Raw genomic sequence first — 22,278 nt, forward strand, 5'->3', positions numbered from 1 at the left:
CGTTTCGTCAGGCGTCCCGCAGCGACGCCGAGATCCGCTCGCACATGTCGGTGACCAGGCGCTCGTTGCGCACCCACGAGTGATGGGTCTCGCCGCGCAGCGGACGGACCTCGATCGACTCGGCCGGCAGGAGGGTGTCCAGAGCGTTGTACGGCGTCCCGCGGTAGTACTCGAACAGCCGGCGCTGCTGGTCGTCACGGACGATCTCGTTCGGCTGCTCCGCCTTGAACATCACCAGCCTGCCGAGCCGGTCGGCCAGCCGGTCCAGGTCCTCGCGGCTCGGCGTGTAGTGGTAGTTGATGGGATCGAGGAGGTCCTCGACCCCGGGGAGGCCGATCGCGGCCGTCGCATGGCGCATGTTGAAGTACGAGTCGATGACGAACAGGTTGTCGATCTTCTCCCCCGCGCGGGCCAGCTGAGCCGCCGTCTCCAGGGCCACGATCCCGCCGAAGCTCCAGCCGAGCAGGCTGTACGGTCCGGCCGGCTGCACCTTGCGTATGTGGTCGAGGTAGTAGCGGGCGACGGCCTCGAAGGACTCCATGGGCGTGTGCAGGTGCACGTTGTTGAACAGCACCAGCCGGTGTCCGGGCAGCCGTTGCGCGAGGTTGCTCAGGTAGCTCTCGGCTCCGCCCTCGCCGGGCGGGAAGACGAAGAGGGTGTGCTCCGTGTGCCCCTCGTCGACGAGGATGTACGGCTCGAAGGCGTCCCCGGTGACCGCGGGCCGGCCCGGCTGCGCCCGGCCCGCCCCCGAGCGGGTCACGGTCGCCGTGTGGGCGGCCAACCGCTCGAGCCAGGTGTGCAGTTCGGTCGTGAACCGCCGGGTGGTGGCCTCGTCCAGCCGGCTGTCGACGACGGTGACCAGGCGGTCGCCGGCACACCGCATGGTCACGTCGACGCCGAACTGGTCCGCTCCCCGGTTGCGGTCGGAGAGGTGGCTGCCGGACATGGCCGAGTCGAGCTGCCAGCCCGTCCGCCGGTCCGGCGCCTGCTCTCCCCCGTCGGCGAACCGGCCGAGGTAGTTGAAGCTGACCGGGGCGAGCGGTGCGCGCTCGCTGCCGTACCGGCCGAAGAGGGCGCCGTAGCCGATGCCGTGGTGCGGCACGCGCCGGCAGGCCTCCTTGGTGCCGAGCACGCTGCCCGCGAGGTCCTCGGGGTCGGTCCGCAGGGCCAGCGGGTACATCGTCGTGAACCAGCCGACCGTGTCCCGGACGTCGGGCGCCCCCGCGAACCGTTCGCGGCCGTGGCCCTCGACCGTGACGTGGTTGGTCGCCCGGCCGGTGACCGCCCCCAGGGCCAGCCCGGTCGCCGTCAGCAGCAGCTCGTGCAGGGTGGTGTCGTACGCCCAGTGGCTCTCGGTGAGCAGGGTCCGGGTGTCCGGCTCGCTCAGCGCGAACTCCTCCCGCAGCGTGGGCGCGCCCTCCTTGACCGACAGTTCGCCCGGCGCCGCCGCCAGTCCGCCCTGGACGTCCTCCCACAGGCGGCGCTCGTCCTCCTCGGGGACGTAGTGGCTCAGGGCCTCGCCCCACTGGCGGTAGCTGCTGGTCTTCCTCTCCAACTCGCCGCCGTGGTACAGGATCTCGAGGTCCTGGGCGAGGATGTGCCAGCTCACGGAGTCGACGATCAGGTGGTGCAGGGCGAACCAGACGCGTGCGCTGCCGTCCTCGAATCCGTGCAGGTAGGCGGCGCAGGCGGTCGGGCCGTGTTCCAGGTCGAAGTCGCTCTGCAGTTGGGTGAGTTGTTCGCGGAGCTCCTCGGGACGCAGTCCGGTCACGTCGAGTTCGTGCAGGACGACGTCCGGGGTGGCTTCGGCGTAGGACTGGACGACCTCGGCGGAGGACTCGGTGGCCTCGGCGGAGGGCTGGGGTACCTCGGCCGCGTCGCCGCCGAAGCCGCTGTAGCGCAGGCGGAACGCGTCGTGGTGGTCGACCAGGCGAGCCAGGGACTCGCGCAGCCTCGCCATGTCGAGCGGTGGCGTCCGGACGGCGAAGTTGTGGTTCCAGTGGCCGCGGTCGGCGAGCGGCTTGGCGAGGAACCACTCCTGGACGGGCAGCAGCGGACAGGGGCCGCTCAGCCGACCCTGCTCCGGCTCCTCCTGCCCCTCGCCCGGCGTGCCGTCCGCGTCGTCCGCTCTGGACAGGACGTTGTCGACGAGCTGCCGGACGGTCGGGAAGTCGAAGACGTCCTTGACACCGATCCTGCGGCCGACCTCCCGCTGCACCTGGCTCGCCAGATGCAGGGCGCTGATGCTGTCACCGCCCGAGCGGAAGAAGTCGTCGTCGATGCCGACCGTGCCGCCCGGCAGCTGCGCGCTCCACAGCTGGCACAGCCGGGCCTCGGTACGGCTGCGCGGGGCCGCGTAGGCGGTGCGCCGGGCCGTGAAGTCCGGCGCGGGCAGCGCCTTGGTGTCGAGCTTGCCGTTGACGGTCGTCGGCAGCCGGTCCAGGCGGATCAGCGTCGACGGGACCATGCCCGGCATCAGCCGGTCCCGCAGGCCGGCGAAGATCGCGTCCTCGTCGACGGGCTCGTGGCGGTCGGCCACGTAGTAGCCGACCAGCCGCCTGCCGTCGGGTGAGCGCTCGTCCCCGGCGGCGACGACCGCGCACTCCCGCACCTGCGGGCAGCCGGCGAGGACCGTCTCGACCTCGCCGAGTTCGATGCGCAGGCCGTTGATCTTGACCTGGGCGTCGTTGCGGCCGACGTACCGGATCTCGCCGTCGTGGGCGCGGCGGACCAGGTCGCCGGTACGGTACAGCACCTCGTGGCGGCCGGCACGGCGGTCGTCCTCGGTCCGGAACGGGTTCGGCAGGAACCGCTCGCCGGTCAGCTCCGGCTGGTTGAGGTAGCCGTCCGTGACGCACTCGCCGGCCACGTACAACTCCCCCACCGCGCCCGGCGGCAGCAGCCGCAGGCCCTCGCCGAGCACGTACAGCCGGGTGTTGCCGAGCGGCTGTCCGAGGGCGTTCGCGTAGGGGGCGCCGGGGTCGAAGCGCCGGACGGTGTTGTAGACGGCGGTCTCCGTGGTGCCGTAGGCGTTGAACAGCGGGCCGGAGAACTCGCCGCGGATCTTGTCGAAGTGGCGCTCGTGGAACGCCTCACCGGCGACCAGCACGCACCGCAGGTGCGTCAGACGCGCGAGGTCGAGCTGGGTGATCTGCGTCGGCGTGCCGCTCAGGTACGTCAGCCCGGCCCGGTTCGCGTAGTCGTAGAAGGCGTCGTCCTCGGCAGGCGGGGACGGCGGCACGACCAGGGTGTGGCCGCCGAGGACGGACAGCACCAGTTGTTCGACGGAGAAGTCGAACACGTAGTTGGCGAGGAACAGCACGCCTTCACGGGTGGTGCCGGGGGCGCCGAAGTAGCGTCCGGCGAGCTGCTCGCGGAAGCCGTCCACGGCGCGGTGCGGCACCAGCACGGCCTTGGGCCGGCCGGTCGTGCCCGAGGTGTAGATGGCGTAGGCGAGGTCGCCGGGCGAGACCTCGGTGACCGGGTTCTCGGTGGAGCGGTAGCCCATCGGCAACCGGTCCGCCTCCACCAGCACCGGCCGTGCGGCGGCAGGCAGGGCGCGCAGCCGGCCGGCGTGGGCGTGCTCCGTCACCATGAGCCGCGCCCGCGTGTCCTGGAGCATGAACTCGATCCGGTCGTCGGGGTAGCCCGGGTCGATCGGGACGTACGCCGCCCCGGCCTTCCACACCGCCATGATCGCGGTGACCATCAGGTCGCTCTTGTCCAGCACCAGGGCGACCAGGTCGTTCGGCCGGAGCTGGACCACCGACCGCAGGTAGTGCGCCAACTGGTTTGCGTCCTCGTTCAGTTGACGGTAGGTCAACTGTGTGTCGCCGTACACCAGCGCGGTCCGGTCCGGGAAGGCGGCGGCCGTCTCCTCGAACACGGCGTGCAGTGTCCGGGCAGGTCCCATGGCGGTGGTCGGCGACCCGGCGGCGGCCAGCAGCCGTGCCCGCCCCTCCTCGTCCACGCCGGTGACGTCGGTCAGCCGGGCCCGCTCGCCCGCGGAGGCGAGCCGGGTGAACTCGCGCAGGACGTGCCGGAAGGCGGCGATGAAGCCCTCGGCACTCGCGTCCTCGAACAGGGCCGCTGCATAGGTCAGGTTGCCCGCCAGTCCGCCGCCCGGGGTCTCGGTCAGGGTGGCCGACAGGTCGAACTTGGTGGCCGTCCAGCCGCCCGCGTCCGGCTTGTGGGCGGTCAGCACCGGTGTCCCGTCGGCCACCGGATTCGTGTCGGGGCGGTCGGTGACGTTCTGCAGAGTGAAGTTGACCTGGAGGACGGGGTGGCGGCTCGGGTCCTTGTCCAGGTCGAGTTCCTTGACGAGCTGCTCGAACGGCAGCTCGCCGTGCACCTGCGCCGCGACGACGTGCTCGCCGACGGAGCGGACGTAGTCCACCAGCGTCGCCCGCTCGTCGACCCGGACCCGCAGGGCGAGCAGGTTCGCGAAGAAGCCGACCGTGCGGTCGAACTCGGGGCGTCCGCGGTTGGCGGAGGGGGTGCCCACCACGAAGTCGTGCTGGCCGGTGTGCAGGGACAGCATCAGGCACCAGGCGCCGAGCAGCACGCTGTAGAGGCTCACCCGCGCCGACCGGGCCAGCGCCCGCAGCGCCTGCACGGTCTCGTCGTCCAGCGCGAACTCGATCTCCCGGCCGCGGTAGTCGAACCGGGCGGGGCGCGGGTGGTCGAGTGGCAGCTGGATCGTCTCGAACCCGGCGAGCGCGTCCGTCCAGAACTCGGTGAGCTCCGCCAGCCGGCGACCGGTCAGGTACTGCCGCTGCCACACGGCGAAGTCGGCGTAGGACCCGCGCACCGTGCCGAGGTCCGCCGCGGGCACCCCGCGCCGCAGGGCCACCAGCTCCTGCCGGAGGACGTTCCACGACCAGCCGTCGAAGCAGGTGTGGTGCAGAACGAGGCTCAGGTAGAGACTGCCGGGGTCCGAGGCGAGCTCGAACAGGTCGGCGCGCAGGGGCAGTTCCTCGTGCAGGCGGAATACGTGGCCCTCACGGCGCACGAGCCGCTCGTCCAGCTCGGCGGTCGTGCCGACCGTGTGCACGGCCGCGTGGAACAGGGCCTGTGCGGCGTCCTCCGGCAGCGTGTACTGCCGTCGGACTCCGTCCTGGTCCGTCCTGAGCAGGGTGCGCAGGGCGGGGTGGCGGCGCAGCAGCGTGCGCAGGGCGTGGTCCACCGTGTCCCGCGACACCGTGCCGTGCGACGCCGACTCGCGCATCGGGATCCGCAGCGCGAACGGGATGTTGTAGGCGGCGGTGCCGCCCTCGAACTCGTCGATGAACAGCAGGCGTTCCTGTGCGAGCGACACCGGGGGGCGGCCGGGCACGGTCGCGGCGCGTCCGGCCGTCTGGTCGGCGTGCCATACGTCCTCGGCGTTCCCGTCGTTCTCGGCGTTCCCGTCGGCGTTAGTCTGCGCGGCCATGTCCCGGATGTGGTGGGCCTGCGCGCCGAGGGACGTGTGCTGGAGCACGGTCCGGACACCGAGGCCACGGCCGAAGCCGCTGGTGATGGCCTGGGCGAGCGCCATCGCCCGGATGCTGTCGCCGCCGAGCGCGAAGAAGTCGTCGTGCATGCCGATGCGGCCCGGGGCGACGCCGAGCACCGTGGCCCAGATGCCGCACAGCTTGACCTCGACGTCGTCGGAGGGGGCGACGTACTCGGTCCCCTCACCCGCCCCGAAGTCCGTCTCGGGAAGCCGCCGCGTGTCCAGCTTGCCGCTCGCGGTCACGGGGATGTCCGTGATCCGCAGGACGCGCGCGGGCACGATGGCCTCGGGCAGCTTCCTGCGCATCCACTCCTTCACGTCCTGCTCGTCGTGCTCGCGGTCGCTGATGTAGAAGCCGACGAGGTACTTCTGCGCCGCGGCGAACCCGGCCCCCTGGTACTCACGGGCGATCACCAGGGACCTGGTCATGCCGGGATACGACGACAGGACCGCCTCGACCTCGCCGAGTTCGACGCGCTGGCCGCGGATCTTGACCTGGAGGTCGGTGCGGCCCAGGCACTCCAGCTCCCCGTCCGGCAGCCACCGCACCAGGTCACCGGTCCTGTACAGCCGAGCGTTGCGCCCGGCCGCGCGCTCCTCGGGCGTCTGGAACGGGTTGTCGACGAACCGCTCCACGGTCAGCTCCTCGCGGCCCAGGTAGCCGCGGGTGACGCCGACGTCGCCGATGTACAACTCGCCCATGCCGCCGACCGGAACCCGCTTCATCGACTTGTTGAGCACATAGGCCGTGGTGTTCGCCACCGGGTGGCCGATGCTCTTGGTCGAACGGCGCTCGTCCACCGCCGGGTAAGGGCGCTTGTGGCTGGTGATCGAGATCTCCGTCGGGCCGTACCCGTTGATGATGGTGCCCGGGAAGGTCCCGCGGATCTTGTTGAACACCGGCTCGGTGAAGTCCTCGCCGATCGCGTCGATACGGGTCAGGGACGTCGTGGTCGAGTAGTCGTACAGCGACAGCACCGACGGCGTTCCGGAGAGGTAGGTGACCTTCTCGTCGTTGATGTACTGGTACAGGCGCTCGGCGTCCGTGCGCATCGTGTCGTCGAGGACCACCAGCTTCTGCCCGTTTAGCAGCGCGTCGGTCATCTGCTCGACGAAGTGGTCGAAGACGTAGTTGGAGAACGACAGCAGCGCCTCGTCGCCCTCGCTCTTGTCCAGCGAGAACAGCTTCGCCAGGGAGACCTGGAGGTTGACGACGCCCCGGTGCTCGACCAGGACGGCCTTGGGGTTGCCGGTGGTGCCGGAGGTGTAGATGGCGTAGGCGAGGTCGGTGCTCGTGACCTCGGTGACCGGGTTCTCCGGCGACCGGTAGCCCATCGGCAGCCGGTCCGCCTCCACCACCGGCAGCCCGTCCGCGGTCGGCAGCGCGCGCAGCCGCTCCGCATGGGCCTCGTTGGTCACCACCAGCCGGGCACTGGTGTCCTGGAGCATGAACGCGATCCGGTCGTCGGGATAGGCCGGGTCGATCGGCACATACGCCGCCCCGGTCTTCCACACCGCCAGGATCGCGACGATCATCAGTTCGCTCTTGTCCACCACCAGGCCGACCAGGTCGTTCGGCCGCAGTTGGACCACCGACCGCAGATAGTGCGCCAACTGGTTGGCCCGCTCATTGAGCTGACGGTACGTCAGTCGCGTGTCGCGGTACACGACCGCGATCTCGTCCGGCCAGGCCGCGACCTGCTCCTCGAAGATGCCGTGCAGCGTCTTGTCGGCCGGGAACTCGGTCTGTGTGCGGTTCCAGGCGTCGAAGCGCTCGACCATCGCCGGCGAGACGAGCTCCAGCGCGTCGACGGGCTGCGTGATGTCCTGCGCCACCTGGGAGAACAGGGTGTGGGTGACATCGAGCAGGGTGTCGATCGTGGAGTCGTCGAAGAGCTCGCCCGCGTACCACAGGGTGACCGTCAGCTCGTCGCCCTCCTCGCGGGCCACGACGGCCAGTGGGTAGTCGACCTTGTCGGCGTCGTACGCCTTCTCGAAGCGGAGGAGTTCGTCGTGCTCCTCGGCCTCCTCCAGCAGCCGCGGGTAGTTCTCCAGCACCAGCAGCGTGTCGAACAGCCGGCGCTTCATCCCACCGGTCTGCAGCCGGCCCAGCTCGACCGTGTTGCGGCCGTTCATGGTGTTCACGACGGACTGGATGCCGGCGATGGCCTCGCCGACGCTGCGGCCCGCCTGCTCGTCGTGGTCGACGACCAGGGGCAGGGTGTTGATGTACAGGCCCACCGAGTTCTCGATGCCGTCGACGTGCAGGTTGCGGCCGGAGACGATCGTGCCGACCACGGTGGTGTTCCCGCCGCCGATCGCGTACAGCACCTTGTGCCACACGAACTGCAGCACCGAGTGCAGGGTGACGGAGTGCCCGGCGCACAGCGACTTGAGCGTGGCGGTCAGGTCCGCGCCGAGGCCGACCTTCCTGGTCCGGTGCTCGCGGACGTGGTCGTAGTCGCTCAGGTCGACCTGATAGCGGATGTCCTCCTTGAGCAGCCCGTCGAAGTCACCGCGCTCGTCGATGCGTTCGATCTGCCGCAGCCAGTGGTCGACGTGCTCGTCGCGGTGCTCCTCCCAGTACCGCTGCGCCGCCGCGTAGGCGTGGTCCACGTCCGGCTCGACCTCGGCGCCGCGCAGTAGGGCCAGGTACACGCGGTGCACCTCGTCGTGCAGGACCGGCAGGCTCCAGCCGTCCAGGACGAGGTGGTGGCAGCTGAAGATCAGCGAGAACAGGTCCGCGCGCTGCCGGATCAGGTAGACCCGGAACATCCGGCCCTCGGCGGGATCGTACGGCTCGGCCCGGTCGCGCTCCTGCAACTCCCTGATGCGGGCGTCCTGTTCGGCCCGGTCGGTCACGTCGGTCAGGTCGACGAACCGCCAGTCGAGGGGCCGGTCGTCGGGGTCGATGATCTGGAGGGGTTCCTCGGTCCACTCGAAGCGCAGCCGCAGCGCGGGGTACTTGCGCTGCGCGTGCTCCCAGGCCTGCCGCATCAGGTCGGGGCGGATCGGACATCGGTAGCGGTGCACCGACTGCATGACGTAGGCGTCGTCGCCGTTCCTGCGCTTCAGGGCGTGGTACAGCAGGCCCTGCTGCAGGCCGTTCGCGCGCAGCCGGACGGGGTCGCCGTCAGCCACGGACGGGTCGTGGGGCGCGGACGGTTCATGAGGCGCGGATCGTTCGTGGGCAGCGTCGGACGCCGGCTCCGACTGCGTGTCCCGCTGCCGGTCCAGGTGGGCCGCCAGCTCGGTCAGGGTCCGGAGGGTGAACACGTCCTCGACGCCGACGAAGACCCCGAGCCGCTGCCGCACGCGGGCGATCAGCAGGATGCAGGAGATGCTCTGGCCTCCGAGCCGGAAGAAGTCGTCCCGGTCGCCGATGCGCGTCGCCGGCAGGCCAAGGACCTCGGCCCAGATCTCGCGCAGCTGCTCCAGGACACCTTCCGTGGGGCCGGTCCCGGTGGCGGGCACCGGTGCCGCGCCCAAGCGGGTGAGGTCCACCTCGGGCAGTGCCCGCCAGTCCACCTTGCCGTTGACGTTGACCGGGATGCCGTCGAGGCGCACCATGCGCGCCGGGACCATGATCCGTATCAGCCGCTCCTCCAGGAAGGCGAGGAGCTCCTCCTCGGCCACCTCCGCCGACGGCTCGGTGGTGTAGTACCCGACCAGGTGGCGGTCACCGGCTCCGACCGCCCCTTCACGGGCCACCACCGTGCACTTGCGTACGCCCGGGTACTCCGTCGCCTGTGCCTCGATCTCGCCCGGTTCCACGCGGACGCCGTTCAGCTTGAGCTGGAAGTCGCTGCGGCCCATGAACTCGACCTCACCGGAGGGCAGGACCCGGGCCAGGTCGCCGGTGCGGTAGAGGCGGGCGTTGCGGCCCAGCAGCTTCTCCTGCGCGGACTGGTAGGGGTTCGGCGTGAACCGCTCGGCGGTCAGGTCGTCGCGGTTGAGGTAGCCCGGGGCGATGCCGTTGCCGCCGATGTACAGCTCGCCGATGGCGCCGATCGGCAGCTGCTTCAGGTTCTGGCTCAGCACGTACCACTTCACGTTGCGCAGCGGCCGTCCGATGCTGCGGTCCGGGCGCTCCGTCACGCCCGGCCCGAACTCCTTGATCGCGGTGACGAAGGCCGCCTCGGTGAAGGCGTACTCGTTGATGACGCGACCGGCGAACCGCTCGCGCAGCTGCCGCAGCCCGGCCGCCGTCAGCTCTTCGCCGACCAGCAGCAGCTTCTTCAGGCTCGTGCAGCGGCGCAGGTCGAAGTGCTGGAGCACCGATCCGGTGGCGTTGAGGTACGTCACCCGGTGCTGCTCGATGTACGCGGGGAACCGGTCCGGGTCGAGCCTGGTCTCCTCCGGGACGATCACCAGTGTCTGGGAGTTGATGAGCGCGATCAGGGTCTGGCGCAGGTGCGGTTCGAAGACGTACGAGGCGAAGAGCGCGACCCGCTCCTCGCCGGGCCGGCGCATCTCGTAGCGCTCGGACAGGTCCGTGATGCTGTTGACGACGCTGTCGTGGTACTTGGGGACTCCCTTGGGCACGCCCGTGGTGCCGGAGGTGTAGGTGACGTAGGCGAGATCGCCGCTGCCCAGGGACAGCCGCGGCTTCTCCCCCAGCGCGCCCGGGGCGCCGTCCTGCTGGGCGAGCACGGTCTCGATCTCGATGACGCGTACACCGGCGTGCCCGGCCCCGAGGATCTTCCGGAGCCGGTCCGCGTGGTGGCGGTTGGTGACGATGCCGGTCAGGCCGGTGTCACCGACGATGAACCGGACCCGTTCGGCCGGGTAGGCGGGGTCGATCGGTACGTAGGCCGCACCGGATTTCCACAGCCCGAGGGTGGCCACGACGCCGAGGTCGCTCTTGTCGAGGTACATCCCGACCAGTTGCTGCGACCGCACCCCCATGCCCGGCCCGAGCAGCCAGTGCGCGAACCGGTTGGCCCGCTCGTCGACCTGACGGTAGGTCAGCCGGATGTCGCCGAAGACGACCGCCTCCCGGTCCGGCGACCGGCGCACGGCGTCCTCGAACAGGTCGTTGAGCCGCTTGTCCTCCGGGAAGTCGCCGTCGGTGGCGTTCCACTTGTGCAGCTGCTGCCGCTGGTCCTCCGACACCAGCTCCACGTCGGCGACGCGCTGGGCGGGACGGCCGAGGAACTGGCCGAGCACCTCCCGCACGACGTCGAGCACGCCGGCGATGGTCCTGTCCTCGAACAGCTCGTCCGCATAGGCCATGGACCACTGCAGGTATCCGTCCGCCTCGACGTCCCGGACGATCACCAGGAGCGGCGACGACGGCAAATCGGCCAGGGCCACGTCCTGGCCGGCCAGCACGAGCAGCGCGTCGAACAGACCGCGCCCCAGCACCTCCTCACCGGTGACGTACGCGTCCTTGCGGCGCACGTCCTCGCCGAGTTCGCGCACCGCCTCGCGGCAGGTGAGCCGGGCCTGTTCGACGTGGTCGACGATGACCGGGAGGACCCGGTCCCGCGCCACACCGTCCCCTTCCGTGGCGTCGACGAGGGCCGCCACCGTCCGGTTTCCGTGGCCGTACGCGCGCATGACCGCGTGCAGCGCGGCCAGCGCGAACGCGGCGACCGACACACCGCCGTCCTCGCGCAGCGCGTTCTTCAGCGCGGTGTAGTCCTGCCCGCCGACGCGCAGGTCCTGCCGCTTCGTCGCACGGACGGCGGGGTCGTCGTCCCGCACCGCGATCTTGTTGCGCCACTCGTCCTTGAGGAGCATCTCCAGATCGCAACGCTCGCTCGATACTGCTGCGATGCGGGCAGACCAGTCCGCGGCAGTCGTCGGGTACGGTGCTGACTTCATACGTGGGCTCTCCGTCGTACAGGATCTGTGCGACGCACGGCGGGGCCGGGGCCGCCGCAGGGCCGCGAAGGTCACAGGACGTGGTCGGGACAGGGCCTGTCCGGCGGCGGATCAGGCCGGCCGCAGCGCCTGGAGGCTGTGGGCCAGTGCCTCGAGAGCCTGGTCGATCTCGCTCTCGGTGATCGTCAGCGGCGGGCGGAAGCGGAGACTGCGCTCGCCGCACGGCAGGGCGATGACGTGGTGGTCGCGGTACATCCGGCGCAGGACGTCGTCGCGGAGGTGGGCGTCCGGCAGGGTGATCGCGCACATCAGGCCGCGGCCGCGGGCGTCGCTCACGAGGGTCGGGTACTCGGTGGCCAGGGCTTCGAGGCCGTCGCGGAGGTACTTGCCGCGCTGTACGACGCTGTCGAGCAGTTGGGTGTTCTCGATGGTCTCGAGGATCCGGGTGGCCCGGACCATGTCGGCGAGGTTGCCGCCCCAGGTGGAGCTGATCCGGGAGGAGACGGCGAAGACGTTGTCCGCGACCTCGTCGATACGGCCGCCGCCCATCACACCGCACACCTGCGTCTTCTTGCCGAACGCCACCAGGTCGGGCTGCACGCCCAGTTGCTGGTAGGCCCAGGGCGTGCCGGTGATGCCGCCGCCGCTCTGCACCTCGTCGAGCACGAACAGGGCGTCGTGCTCGTGACAGAGCCGCTGCATCGCCTGGAGGAAGCCGGCGCTCAGGTGGTTGTCCCCGCCCTCGCCCTGGATCGGCTCGGCGACGAAACAGGCGATCATCCCGTCCGCGGCGCGGAAGGCGGCCTCGGCGGCATCCAGTGTCCGCTGTTCGGCCTCCCGGTTGGCGGGCTCATGGGCACTGGTCGGATGCCGCAGCGCAGGTGTCGGGAGCCGGGGCCAGTCGAACTTGGGGAAGCGGGCGGTCTTCGCCGGGTCGGTGTTCGTCAGCGACATGGTGTAGCCGCTGCGGCCGTGGAACGACCGCTCCAGGTGCAGCACTTGAAGCCGGTTCACGCCCTCCTCGTCGAGGCCGAGCCGCTGCGCCTTCCAGTCGAAAGCGGCCTTGAGGGCGTTCTCCACCGCCAGCGCGCCGCCGTCCACGAAGAAGAGGTGCGGCAGCAGCGGGTCGCCGAGCACCCGGGCGAACGTCGCGACGAACCTCGCGTACGGAACCGTGTAGAAGTCCGGGTTGGACGGCTTGTTGACGGCTGCCGCGGCGAGTTCCCGCATGAACTCGGGATCATCGGTAATGCAGGACGGATTGACACCGAGCGGCGCCGAGGCGAAGAAGGAGAAAAGGTCGAGATAGCAGTCGCCCGTCACGGCGTCGACCAACTGCGTGCCGCGACTTGCGGACAGGTCGAGAACGATTTCATAGCCGTCGACGAGCACATGACGCCGAAGCGTACGGTGCACGTCCCGAGCGTTCAGATTTTCCGTTTCCAAGAGGCCTGACTCCGGACAACGTCCCTGTTCACCCATGCGCGAAGACTCCTGTAGTGAACCGGATATTCTGGACCGCCCATGCTATGCGGCAGCCCTCTTGAGCCCCTCTCCCAGCTCTCTCGCATTTCTCTCCGCAAAACTTCCGGCACTTTCCGGGGAATTCTCATTTCATGACCGGAGGGCGGCTGCTACTGTCCGACGCGTCGATCAAATTCCGGCGGTACCGATATTCTCCGAGTGCGCGGGAGATCACGACATGGCCTTTGCCGACTGGGCTGACGCCCGCGGCCGCATGCTGCTCGACCCCACCGTCGTCAACCTCAACACCGGCTCCGCCGGACCGCTGCCGCGCAGCACCTTCGAACGCGTCACCGAGCTGCGCACCCGCCTCGCCCGCGCACCGATGGACTTCCTGCTGCGCGAACTCCCCCCACTGCTGTGGCGGGCCCGCGCACACCTGGCCGGCTTCCTGGGCGGTGACCCGCACCGGCTGGTGCTCACGACCAACGTCACCGGAGCCGTCAACCTGGTGGCGTCCTCGCTGACCCTCGACGCGCCCGGCGAGATCCTGCTGACCGACCACGAGTACACGCCGATGCGCTGGTGCTGGGAGCGGGCGGCCCGGCGGCAGGGCCTGACGATCAGGACGTTCCGGGTGCCGACGATGCCCGCCGACCCGGACGAGATCGTCGACGCCGCCGTCGCCGCCATGACCCCACGGACCCGGCTGCTGTCCTTCAGTCACGTCCTGTCGACGACCGGACTGGTGCTGCCCGCCCGGGAGTTGTGCGAGCAGGCCCGCCGCCGCGGGATCGTCACGGTGATCGACGGCGCCCACGCGCCCGCGTTCCTCGACCTGGACCTGGCGGACATCCCCTGCGACTTCTACGCGGGCAGCGGCCACAAGTGGCTCCTCGCCCCCACCGGGGTCGGGTTCCTGCACATCGGTCCCGGGCAGGAGGACAGCCTCGAGCCCACGCAGGTGAGCTGGGCGTATCACCCACCGGCGGGGAGCGGCCCGCCGGACGAGCCCGACCGGTTCGGCAGTACGCCGCGGCTGCGCAGCCTCGAGTGCGAGGGCACCCGCGATCTGTGTCCCTGGCTCGCCATGCCGGAGTCGGTCGACTTCCAGGCACGGCTCGGCCACGACCGGATCCGCTTCCGCAGACGTGAGCTGACCGACCACGCCCGCCGGCGCCTGACCGACTGGCAGGGGCTGGAACCTGCCACGCCCGAGCATCCGTCCCTGTCCGGCGGCATGGTGGCGTTCCACCTTCCCGCGACCACCAGCGCGGACGAGCTGCGCCGAGCGCTCTGGGAGCGCTTCCGGATCGAGGCGGCGGTGGCCGACGGGCCGGAGCGGCCGTTGCTGCGGATATCGGCGAACTTCTACACCACCGAGGCCGAGATCGAGTACTTGGCGGACGCGCTGAAGGAGCTGATCGCTCCTCCTGCTGCCCCCCGCGTCGTCGACCACCGCGTCACGTAAGGAGAGTTGAGTGCAGATGGACACGACGGTCCCCACGTTCAGCCTGACCGGCCTTCAGGCCGGACGCCACCAGGACGAGTTCCGCCGCTGTCTGGCGGAGAAGGGCGTCTTCTACCTGTCCGACAGCGGGCTGTCGGAGGCCGACCACAAGTGCTCCAAGGACGTCGCCGTCGACTTCTTCGAACACGGCACGCAGGAGCAGAAGCGGGCCGTCACCGCCAAGGACCCCACCATCCGGCGCGGGTTCACGGGACTGGAGTCGGAGAGCACCGCGAAGATCACCAACAGCGGCTCGTACACCGACTACTCGATGTGCTACTCCATGGGGACCTCCGGCAACCTCTTCCCCACGCCCGACTTCGAACGCATCTGGACCGGCTACTTCGACCGCATGTACGACGCCTCCCGGGAGGTGGCGCGGCAGGTCCTGAAGACGACCGGTACCGAACCGGACGGCGGTGTCGAGGGCTTCGTCAACTGCGAGCCGGTGCTGCGGTTCCGGTACTTCCCGGAGGTTCCCGCGCACCGCAGCGCCGAGGAGGAGCCCCTGCGGATGGCGCCGCACTACGACCTGTCGACGGTGACGCTGATCCAGCAGACGCCGTGTCCCAACGGGTTCGTGAGCCTGCAGGTCGAGGTGGGCGGCACCTTCGTGGACCTGCCCGCCAGGCCGGACCGGGTTCTCGTCTTCTGCGGGGCCGTCGCGACCCTCGCGACCGGCGGCCGGGTGAAGGCCCCGCGGCACCATGTCGCGGCGCCGCGCCGGGACCGGATCGCCGGCAGCAGCCGTACGTCCAGCGTCTTCTTCCTGCGTCCCAACGCGGACTTCACGTTCTCGGTCCCGTTGGCCCGGCAGTGCGGATTCGACATCAGCCTGGACGGCGACACCGCCACCTTCCAGGACTGGATCGCGGGCAACTACGTCAACCTCCGTACCAAGACCAAGGCGTAGGGCGGCCATGAGCACAGCATCAGTCAGCAGCACCCACGACATACGCGCCCGGGCGGAGTCCGCTCTGGCCCGCTGCGGCGTCGAACTCGCCGCGTTCAAGGGCGACGCCCTCACCGCCCGTACGCCGGTCACGGGCGCCGGTCTGTTCGGCCTGCGCGCCGATGCCCCGGCGGACGTCGACCGGGCCGTCGACGCCGCGCACACCGCGTTCCTCGCCTGGCGGACCACCCCCGCGCCGGTGCGCGGCGCGCTGGTCCGACGGCTCGGCGAGCTGCTCGGCGAGCACAAGCGGGACCTCGCCGACCTGGTCACCGTCGAGGCGGGCAAGATCCGCTCGGAGGCGCTCGGCGAAGTCCAGGAGATGATCGACATCTGCGACTTCGCGGTGGGCCTGTCCCGGCAGCTCTACGGCCGCACCATGCCCTCCGAGCGCCATGGGCACCGGCTGATGGAGACCTGGCACCCGCTGGGCGTGGTCGGGGTGATCACCGCCTTCAACTTCCCCGTGGCGGTGTGGGCGTGGAACACCGCGGTGGCGCTGGTGTGCGGCGACACCGTGGTGTGGAAGCCGTCCGAGCTCACCCCGCTCACCGCGCTGGCCTGTGCCGCCCTGCTCGATCGCGCCGCCGCGGAGACCGGCGCGCCGGCGCACCTGAACCAGGTCGTCCTCGGTGCGGCCGGGATCGGTGAACGGCTCGTCGACGCACCGGGCGTGCCGCTGATCAGCGCGACCGGTTCGACCCGGATGGGCCGCGCCGTGGGCCCCCGCGTCGCGGCCCGTTTCGGCCGCAGTCTCCTGGAGCTCGGCGGGAACAACGCCGCCGTGGTCGCCCCGTCGGCGGACCTCGACCTCACCGTCAACGCCACCGTGTTCGCCGCCGCGGGCACGGCGGGCCAGCGGTGCACCACGCTGCGCCGGCTGATCGTGCACGAGGACATCGCCGACTCCCTCGTCGAACGGCTCGCCCGGGCCTACGGCCGGCTGCCGGTCGGCGACCCGTTCCAGGACGCCACCCTGGTCGGGCCCCTGGTGAAGGAGGCCGCGTACGCCGGGATGCGCACGTCCCTCGACCGCGCCACCGCGGACGGCGGCACCCTTCTCGTCGGCGGTGAACGGCAGCTCGCCGAGGCGGCTCCGGACGCGTACTACGTCCGGCCCGCTCTCGTCCGGATGCCCGGCCAGACCGACGTGGTGCGCGAGGAGACCTTCGCGCCCCTGCTGTACGTCCTCACCTACCGCGACCTCGACGAGGCGATCCGGCTGAACAACGAGGTGCCGCAGGGGCTGTCGTCCGGGATCTTCACCAGCGACCAGCGGGAGGCGGAGCGGTATCTGGCCGCCGACGGCGCGGACTGCGGCATCGTCAACGTCAACATCGGCACCTCGGGTGCGGAGATCGGCGGCGCGTTCGGCGGCGAGAAGGAGACCGGCGGCGGCCGCGAGTCCGGCTCCGACGCCTGGCGGGCCTACATGCGCCGCGCCACCAACACGGTGAACTACTCCGGCCGGGTGGCGCTGGCGCAAGGCGTCGACTTCACCCCGTAGGGCCCTGTCGCTCGGATCATGCCGCCGTCGGCGGGGCGGGTCAGGCCGACGTGCCGACCCTGAGGAACTGTTCGTCCTGGCGCAGGATGGCCTGCATCATCTTGGTCATCCTCGCCCCCGGGTTGACCCCGATGTGCTCCCGCAGCTGCCGCTTCGCCCGGTGGAAGACCTGGATCGCGTCGGCCTGGCGGCCCTCGGCGTAGTACGCCTTCATGAGGCTGACGTAGAGGTCCTCGCGGAGGGGGTCGCGGTCGACGAGTTCCGACAGCCGGGCGATCGCCTCGCTGTAGTGCCCGAGACCCACGTCGATCAGAGCGCGCAGCTCGACCGCTGCCGTCCGCTCCTCCTCCAGGGCCTCCCCCTTCATCCGCAGCCGGCCGGAGGTGACGTCGGCGAACACGGGTCCCTTCCACAGCGCCAGCGCGGCGTCGAGCCGCTCGGACGCGTCCTTGTGCTGTCCGCCCGCGTACAGCTCCCGGACCGTGCGCACCATGTCCCGGAAGACGAAGAGGTCGATGGCCTGCGCAGGCACCCGCAGCTCGTAGCCACTGTCGTGCGAGCCGACCGCGTCCCGTGACAGCCCCGCCTTCTCCAGGGCCGTACGGACCATCCAGGCCGAGGTCTGCAGCTGTCCCGAGACCGTCAGGGGCGGCTCCCCGTCCCAGGACTCCTCGCTGATCACGTCCTTGGAGATGACCTGCCCGGGCCGTAGGGCCAGACAGGACAGGAAACGCTTCTGCCTTTGCCCGGGTATCGGCAGCGGCATGGCGTTCTTCACGAGAGTCACGGGGCCGAGGAGCCGGATCGTCACGCTGTTGCGAGTGGTCATGTCGAATACCCCCTGTGGATGTCGCTTCAGGTCCGGCGGACGTGCGGTGCCGTGTCGAAGGAAGCCGAGCGCGTCGAAGGTCAGGGAGTGAGTCAGGTCAGCCTCACCCCACGAGGTTCTTCAGGAACTTCGCCGCGATCGGCCCGGCGTCGGAACCGCCCGAACCGCCGTCCTCCAGGAGGACCGACCAGGCGAGGTTCCGGTCCCCCTGGTAGCCGATCATCCAGGCGTGCGTGCGCGGCGGGGTCTCGGAGCCGAACTCCGCCGTGCCGGTCTTGGCGTGCGGCTCGCCGGGGATGCCCTTCAGGGCCCGGCCGGCGCCCTCGGTCACGGTCGCGCGCATCATCTCGCGCAGCGCGGCGACGACACCGGAGTCGAGTTGGGCGGGGGCCTGGTACTTCTTCTTCACGGCGCCGGGCACCAGGACGGGCTGCCGGAAGACGCCCGCCTTCGCCGTCGCCGCGACCGACGCCATCACCAGCGGTGAGGCCTGCACCCGGGCCTGCCCGATGGTCGAGGCGGCCTTGTCGTTGTCGCTGGTGGCGACCGGAACACTGCCGTCGTACGTCGTGGTGCCCACGTCCCAGGTGCCCCCGATGCCGAAAGCCTGGGCGGTGTCGTGCAGGGCGGAGGAGGACAGCTCGGCGCGGGAGTTGACGAAGAAGGTGTTGCAGGAGTGGGCGAAGTTGTCCTTGAAGGTCGATCCGGCCGGCAGCACGAACTGGTCCTGGTTCTCGAAGCGCTGGCCGTTGACGCGGGTGAACTTCGGGCAGTCGCCGGGATCCGAGGGCGACATCCCCTGCTTCAGCAGGGCGGCGGCGGTCACCACCTTGAAGGTGGAGCCGGGCGGGTAACGGCCCTCCAGCGCGCGGTTCATGCCGGAGGGCATGTTGGCGGCGGCCAGGATGTGCCCGTTGGAAGGGTCGATGGCGACGATCGCCGCGTTCTTCTCCACTCCGGCCAGGGCTTCGGCGGCCGCCTCCTGTACCTCCGGGTCGATGGTCGTCCGCACCGGCTCGCCCTGGCGCACCTTGGTGCCGGTGAGCTTCTTCACCACCTGCCCGGACTGGCGGTCCACGACCACGACCGACTTCATCGGCCCCGCTCCACCGGTGAGCTGCTTGTCGTAGCGGGCCTGGAGGCCCGACATGCCCTTGCCGGTCCTGTCGTCCACCATCCCCACGAGGGAGGCGGACTCCAGATCGTCGCCGTTCGTGTCGAGGATGGGCGCGCGGTCCCGGGTCTTGAGGGCGAGCGTCTGCCCCGGAACCATCTCCGGGTGGACCGTTTCGGTGTGGAATTCGACCTTCCATTTACCGTTGGTCTTGATGACGTCGGCCTTCGAATCCCATGAATAGTCACCCGCTCCCGGAAGCGTCATCTTCACGGTGAACGGAACTTCCACTTCCCCGTCGGTCTTCTTCTCGCCGTCGCCGGCGCTGATCTCGGTCTTCGAGGGATCGAGGTTCGTCATGACGGATTTGATCAGCGACTCGGCATTGCTCGGACTGTCCGTCAGCCGACCCGCCCGCGGGGCGTCGCCGGCCCGCCAGGCGTCCAGGAACTTCCGCAGCTCAGCCGTCGCGTCCACCACCTGCGGATCGTCCGACCCTTCACCGGCAATCAGGCTGGAGTAACCCCAGTAACCGACTCCGGCGGTCACGGCCAGCGCGACAACCGTCGAAACGACGGTCCGGCCACGGGAGCGACGCCTGCGGGACTGGGGGTAATCACTGTGGCTGCCGGAATGGGTCATGCAGCTCAGATTAGGCGGGCGGGACCGCCTTCCGTTCACCGCCATGCGGCATTCAGGACAGCCCCGGTGTGAAAGAGGTGGTACGGCTGATCCCGACGGCGACCCTGTGGATTCGCAGGTAAAGAGACGTCAAAGGCGGACATCATTACAAGATCTTCACGTCGAACACACAGGGTCGATGCCGCACGAAGCGGACGTTTCCTCGTGAACATTGGACTAGAGCACTGGAAGAACCTGGCCCGAAGCGGCTGCCTTTACGGAGCAAACTGGCTGAATCGAAACGGCCCGGCCGGGCGCGACCGGAAAGTTTCTTGAACCAATCCGGGCGCCCGGTTCTCCAGGGCATTGCGGCGAATCGAAGCGCAGGTATCAGTTCTTCAGCACGGCTTCCATCACATCCCTCGCGATGGGGGCGGCCAGACTGCCGCCGGAGATCTGCTCACGGGAGATGTCCATGTCGGTCGGGTCGATGAAGACGGCCACGGCGACGGACTCGCCGTCGGGCTTCACGCCGTAGGAGACGAACCAGCCGTAGGGAACCTGATCACGCACGTTCACGCCGCGCTGGGCCGTTCCGGTCTTGCCGCCCACCGTGATGCCGTCGATCAGGGCCCTCTTCGCGCTCCCCTCCCTGGCGGTGTGCTCCATCATCTCCCGGACCTTCTCGGCCGTGGACTCGGAGACGGCCTGACTCATCTCCCGCGGCTCGTGCTCCTGCAGCGGATTCAGATCGGGGGACCGCAACTCGTCGACGATGTAGGGCTGCATCACCTTGCCGTCGTTGACCAGCGCGGCCGTCACCATGGCCATCTGCATCGGCGTGCTGGTGAGGCTGCCCTGGCCCATGCCGGTCAGTGCGGTACCGGGCTTGTCCAGCTTCTCGGGGTAGAGGCTCTTGGTGGCCCGCAGGTCGCCGAAGTCGGACGAGTAGACGTCCTCGTTGAACCCGAACTTCTCGGCCGTCTCCCGCATCTTGTCCGCGCCCACCTTCACGGCCGCGTCGAGGAAGACGTTGTTGCAGGAGTACTGCATGGCCGTCTTCATCGACGCCTTGTCACAGACGCCGTCCCCGGCCTCGCTGCTGATCCTGTTGGTCGACTGGGGCAGCCGGTACGGCGACGCCGCGTCCGAGGCCGCGTCGACGTCCGTCACCACGCCGTGCTCCAGTGCCGCAGCGGCCGTGAGGATCTTGAAGGTCGAACCGGGCGGGAAGGTCTCCCGCAGCGCGCGATTGGCCAGCGGCTTGCTCTTGTCGGCACCGAGCGCCTTGAACCTGTCACTTTCCTTCAGGGAGTTGCCGGCGAACGACGCGGGGTCGTAGGACGGAGCCGAGACGAGGGCGAGCACCCTCCCCGTCTTCGGGTCCAGGGCCACGACCGAGCCACGGGCGCCGAGGTCCATGAGCCCCTTGTATCCGGCCTCCTGCGCCTTCGGGTCGATCGTCGTGATGACGTCTCCGCCGCGCCGTTCCTTTCCGGTGACGACGTCCGTGAAGCGCTCGAACGCCAGCCGGTCGTCCTGCCCGCTGAGCACGCTGTCGTACGTGCTCTCCAGGAAGGTCATTCCCATGGCCTGGGAGGCGTATCCGGTGACGGGCGCGTACATGGGGCCGTTCTTGTACGTGCGCTGGTACTTGAGCTCCGCCCCCTCCACCGGCTTGGAACCGGTGACCGACCTCGCACCGACGATGATGTCGCCGCGAGGTGCCGCGTACTGGTTGATCAGAACCCGGCGGTTCTCGTCGTCGGTGGCAAGTGCGTCCGCCTCCATGTACTGGAGCCAGTTGGCCCGAAGCAGCAGCGCGAGCATCAGAAGCCCACAGAAGATGGCGATGCGCCTCAGCGGCTTGTTCACGCGCTCGCACCTCCGGCGGCGACTGGCTGGTGCGCTCGTAACAGCGATATTCGGGCAGCGGGCGAAGTACAAAGAACCATGGCTGCACCATAGTTGAGCGCGTCGCCGTGTTCTCGGACAACGATCAGGACAAGCCGACGAACACGCCGGCGATTGCGGACCCGGCGCCGCGAAGTGACTTGATACCGAGCTACGGACGGCTGTTGCGGTCGCCTAGGCTCGGCCTCGAAGCGACCCTTTGTCCCAAGGCGGGAATTCCCCCGAAGCCGCCGACGCATCTCCTTTTTTCCAGCGCACGTGCAAACGCCAGGAGAGTTCGGCTCGGTCGCTGTGGCATGTGAGAGCCGGGATGTGACACCGGCTCTGAGGCGGTGGGACGCCCGAGCCGGCTCCCGACGACGGCACAGCAAAGGGACCACGCGTGACCAACATTCCCGAGACGGGCCGGACGCCGCGCGTCCAGATCCGGCTCGTCGTCATCCAAGTCCTCGTCCTCTCCCTCCTGGGCACCCTCGGCGGACGCCTGTGGCACTTACAGATCCGTGAGGGGGACGCGCATGCCAAGGAGGCATCCGGCAATCTCGTCCAGAAGGTCGTGCAGCCGGCGGTGCGCGGCTCGATCCTGGACGCGCGCGGCGTTCCCCTCGCGGACAACGAGACGCGGCTGGTGGTGTCCGCTTCGCGGACGGATCTGCTGAAGATGGCGGACGACGGTGAGGCGGTGCTGACGAAGCTGGCGGGTGTGCTGGGCATGACGCCCAAGGAGGTGCGGGAGAAGGTGCGGCTGTGTGATGCGCAGACGCCGCAGCCGTGCTGGAACGGCTCGCCGTACCAGCCGATCCCGATCACGGATGAGGCCACCCCCAAGCAGGCCCTGCAGATCCGTGAGCGGGCCGAGGACTTCCCCGGCATCACCGCCGAGCCGCAGGCGGTACGCCGCTATCCCGGCCCCGGTGAGGCCAACACCGCGCAGGTGCTGGGCTACCTCTCCCCGGTCACCGACGAGGAGATCAAGCAGGCGCAGGACTCCGACTCGCCCTATCTGCGTTCGGACCAGGTGGGCCGCTCGGGTCTGGAGCGCCA

The 22,278-nt window shown here is 69.7% G+C and carries 8 protein-coding genes and 1 pseudogene; 4 read left to right on the forward strand and 5 right to left on the reverse strand.

What is annotated here, in order from left to right; translation table 11 throughout:
- Positions 1–7 precede the first annotated feature (7 nt).
- Positions 8–11,323, reverse strand: coding sequence for an amino acid adenylation domain-containing protein (locus ACZ7L6_RS41570; RefSeq protein WP_471933411.1), 11,316 nt, complete (start codon positions 11,321–11,323; stop codon positions 8–10).
- Between the two features lie 111 nt (positions 11,324–11,434).
- Entirely contained in the window at positions 11,435–12,805 is a 1,371-nt protein-coding gene (gene lat / locus ACZ7L6_RS41575; RefSeq protein ID WP_471933413.1) for an L-lysine 6-transaminase, read from the reverse strand.
- 220 nt (positions 12,806–13,025) lie between these two features.
- On the opposite strand from lat, the gene ACZ7L6_RS41580 reads away from it, so the two are divergent.
- From ACZ7L6_RS41580 to amaB, 3 genes are read left to right on the forward strand one after another with little or no spacing between them, the layout of a single operon-like run.
- Positions 13,026–14,258: an aminotransferase class V-fold PLP-dependent enzyme gene (locus ACZ7L6_RS41580; protein WP_471933415.1), complete on the forward strand. Its 1,233-nt coding sequence runs from the start codon at positions 13,026–13,028 to the stop codon at positions 14,256–14,258.
- 16 nt (positions 14,259–14,274) lie between these two features.
- On the forward strand, positions 14,275–15,210 hold the full coding sequence (locus ACZ7L6_RS41585; RefSeq protein WP_471933417.1) for a 2OG-Fe(II) oxygenase family protein: 936 nt from the start codon (positions 14,275–14,277) through the stop codon (positions 15,208–15,210).
- Positions 15,211–15,217: 7 nt separating this feature from the next.
- On the forward strand, positions 15,218–16,756 hold the full coding sequence (amaB, locus tag ACZ7L6_RS41590; protein WP_471933419.1) for an L-piperidine-6-carboxylate dehydrogenase: 1,539 nt from the start codon (positions 15,218–15,220) through the stop codon (positions 16,754–16,756).
- A 40-nt stretch (positions 16,757–16,796) separates the two neighbouring features.
- Here amaB and ACZ7L6_RS41595 read toward each other — a convergent pair whose 3' ends face one another.
- From ACZ7L6_RS41595 to ACZ7L6_RS41605, 3 genes are all read right to left on the reverse strand, one after another.
- Complete coding sequence (locus ACZ7L6_RS41595; RefSeq protein ID WP_471933421.1) at positions 16,797–17,585, reverse strand: AfsR/SARP family transcriptional regulator; 789 nt, start codon at positions 17,583–17,585, stop codon at positions 16,797–16,799.
- A gap of 103 nt (positions 17,586–17,688) precedes the next feature.
- A complete protein-coding gene (locus ACZ7L6_RS41600) occupies positions 17,689–19,248 on the reverse strand; it encodes a penicillin-binding transpeptidase domain-containing protein (protein WP_471933423.1) in 1,560 nt (519 codons plus the stop codon).
- Positions 19,249–19,710: 462 nt separating this feature from the next.
- On the reverse strand, positions 19,711–21,195 hold the full coding sequence (locus tag ACZ7L6_RS41605) for a peptidoglycan D,D-transpeptidase FtsI family protein (RefSeq protein ID WP_471933425.1): 1,485 nt from the start codon (positions 21,193–21,195) through the stop codon (positions 19,711–19,713).
- Positions 21,196–21,616: 421 nt separating this feature from the next.
- Here ACZ7L6_RS41605 and ACZ7L6_RS41610 point away from each other — a divergent pair.
- Positions 21,617–22,278: pseudogene (locus ACZ7L6_RS41610) on the forward strand (penicillin-binding protein 2); the annotation flags it as partial.

This window comes from Streptomyces sp. NPDC107522 (assembly GCF_055657525.1).

Coding starts and splice junctions, on each gene's coding strand:
- lat (WP_471933413.1), bottom strand. CDS start 12,805: ATGGGTGAACAGGGACGTTGTCCGGAGTCAGGCCTCTTGGAAACGGAA.
- ACZ7L6_RS41585 (WP_471933417.1), top strand. CDS start 14,275: ATGGACACGACGGTCCCCACGTTCAGCCTGACCGGCCTTCAGGCCGGA.
- ACZ7L6_RS41580 (WP_471933415.1), top strand. CDS start 13,026: ATGGCCTTTGCCGACTGGGCTGACGCCCGCGGCCGCATGCTGCTCGAC.
- amaB (WP_471933419.1), top strand. CDS start 15,218: ATGAGCACAGCATCAGTCAGCAGCACCCACGACATACGCGCCCGGGCG.
- ACZ7L6_RS41570 (WP_471933411.1), bottom strand. CDS start 11,323: ATGAAGTCAGCACCGTACCCGACGACTGCCGCGGACTGGTCTGCCCGC.
- ACZ7L6_RS41595 (WP_471933421.1), bottom strand. CDS start 17,585: ATGACCACTCGCAACAGCGTGACGATCCGGCTCCTCGGCCCCGTGACT.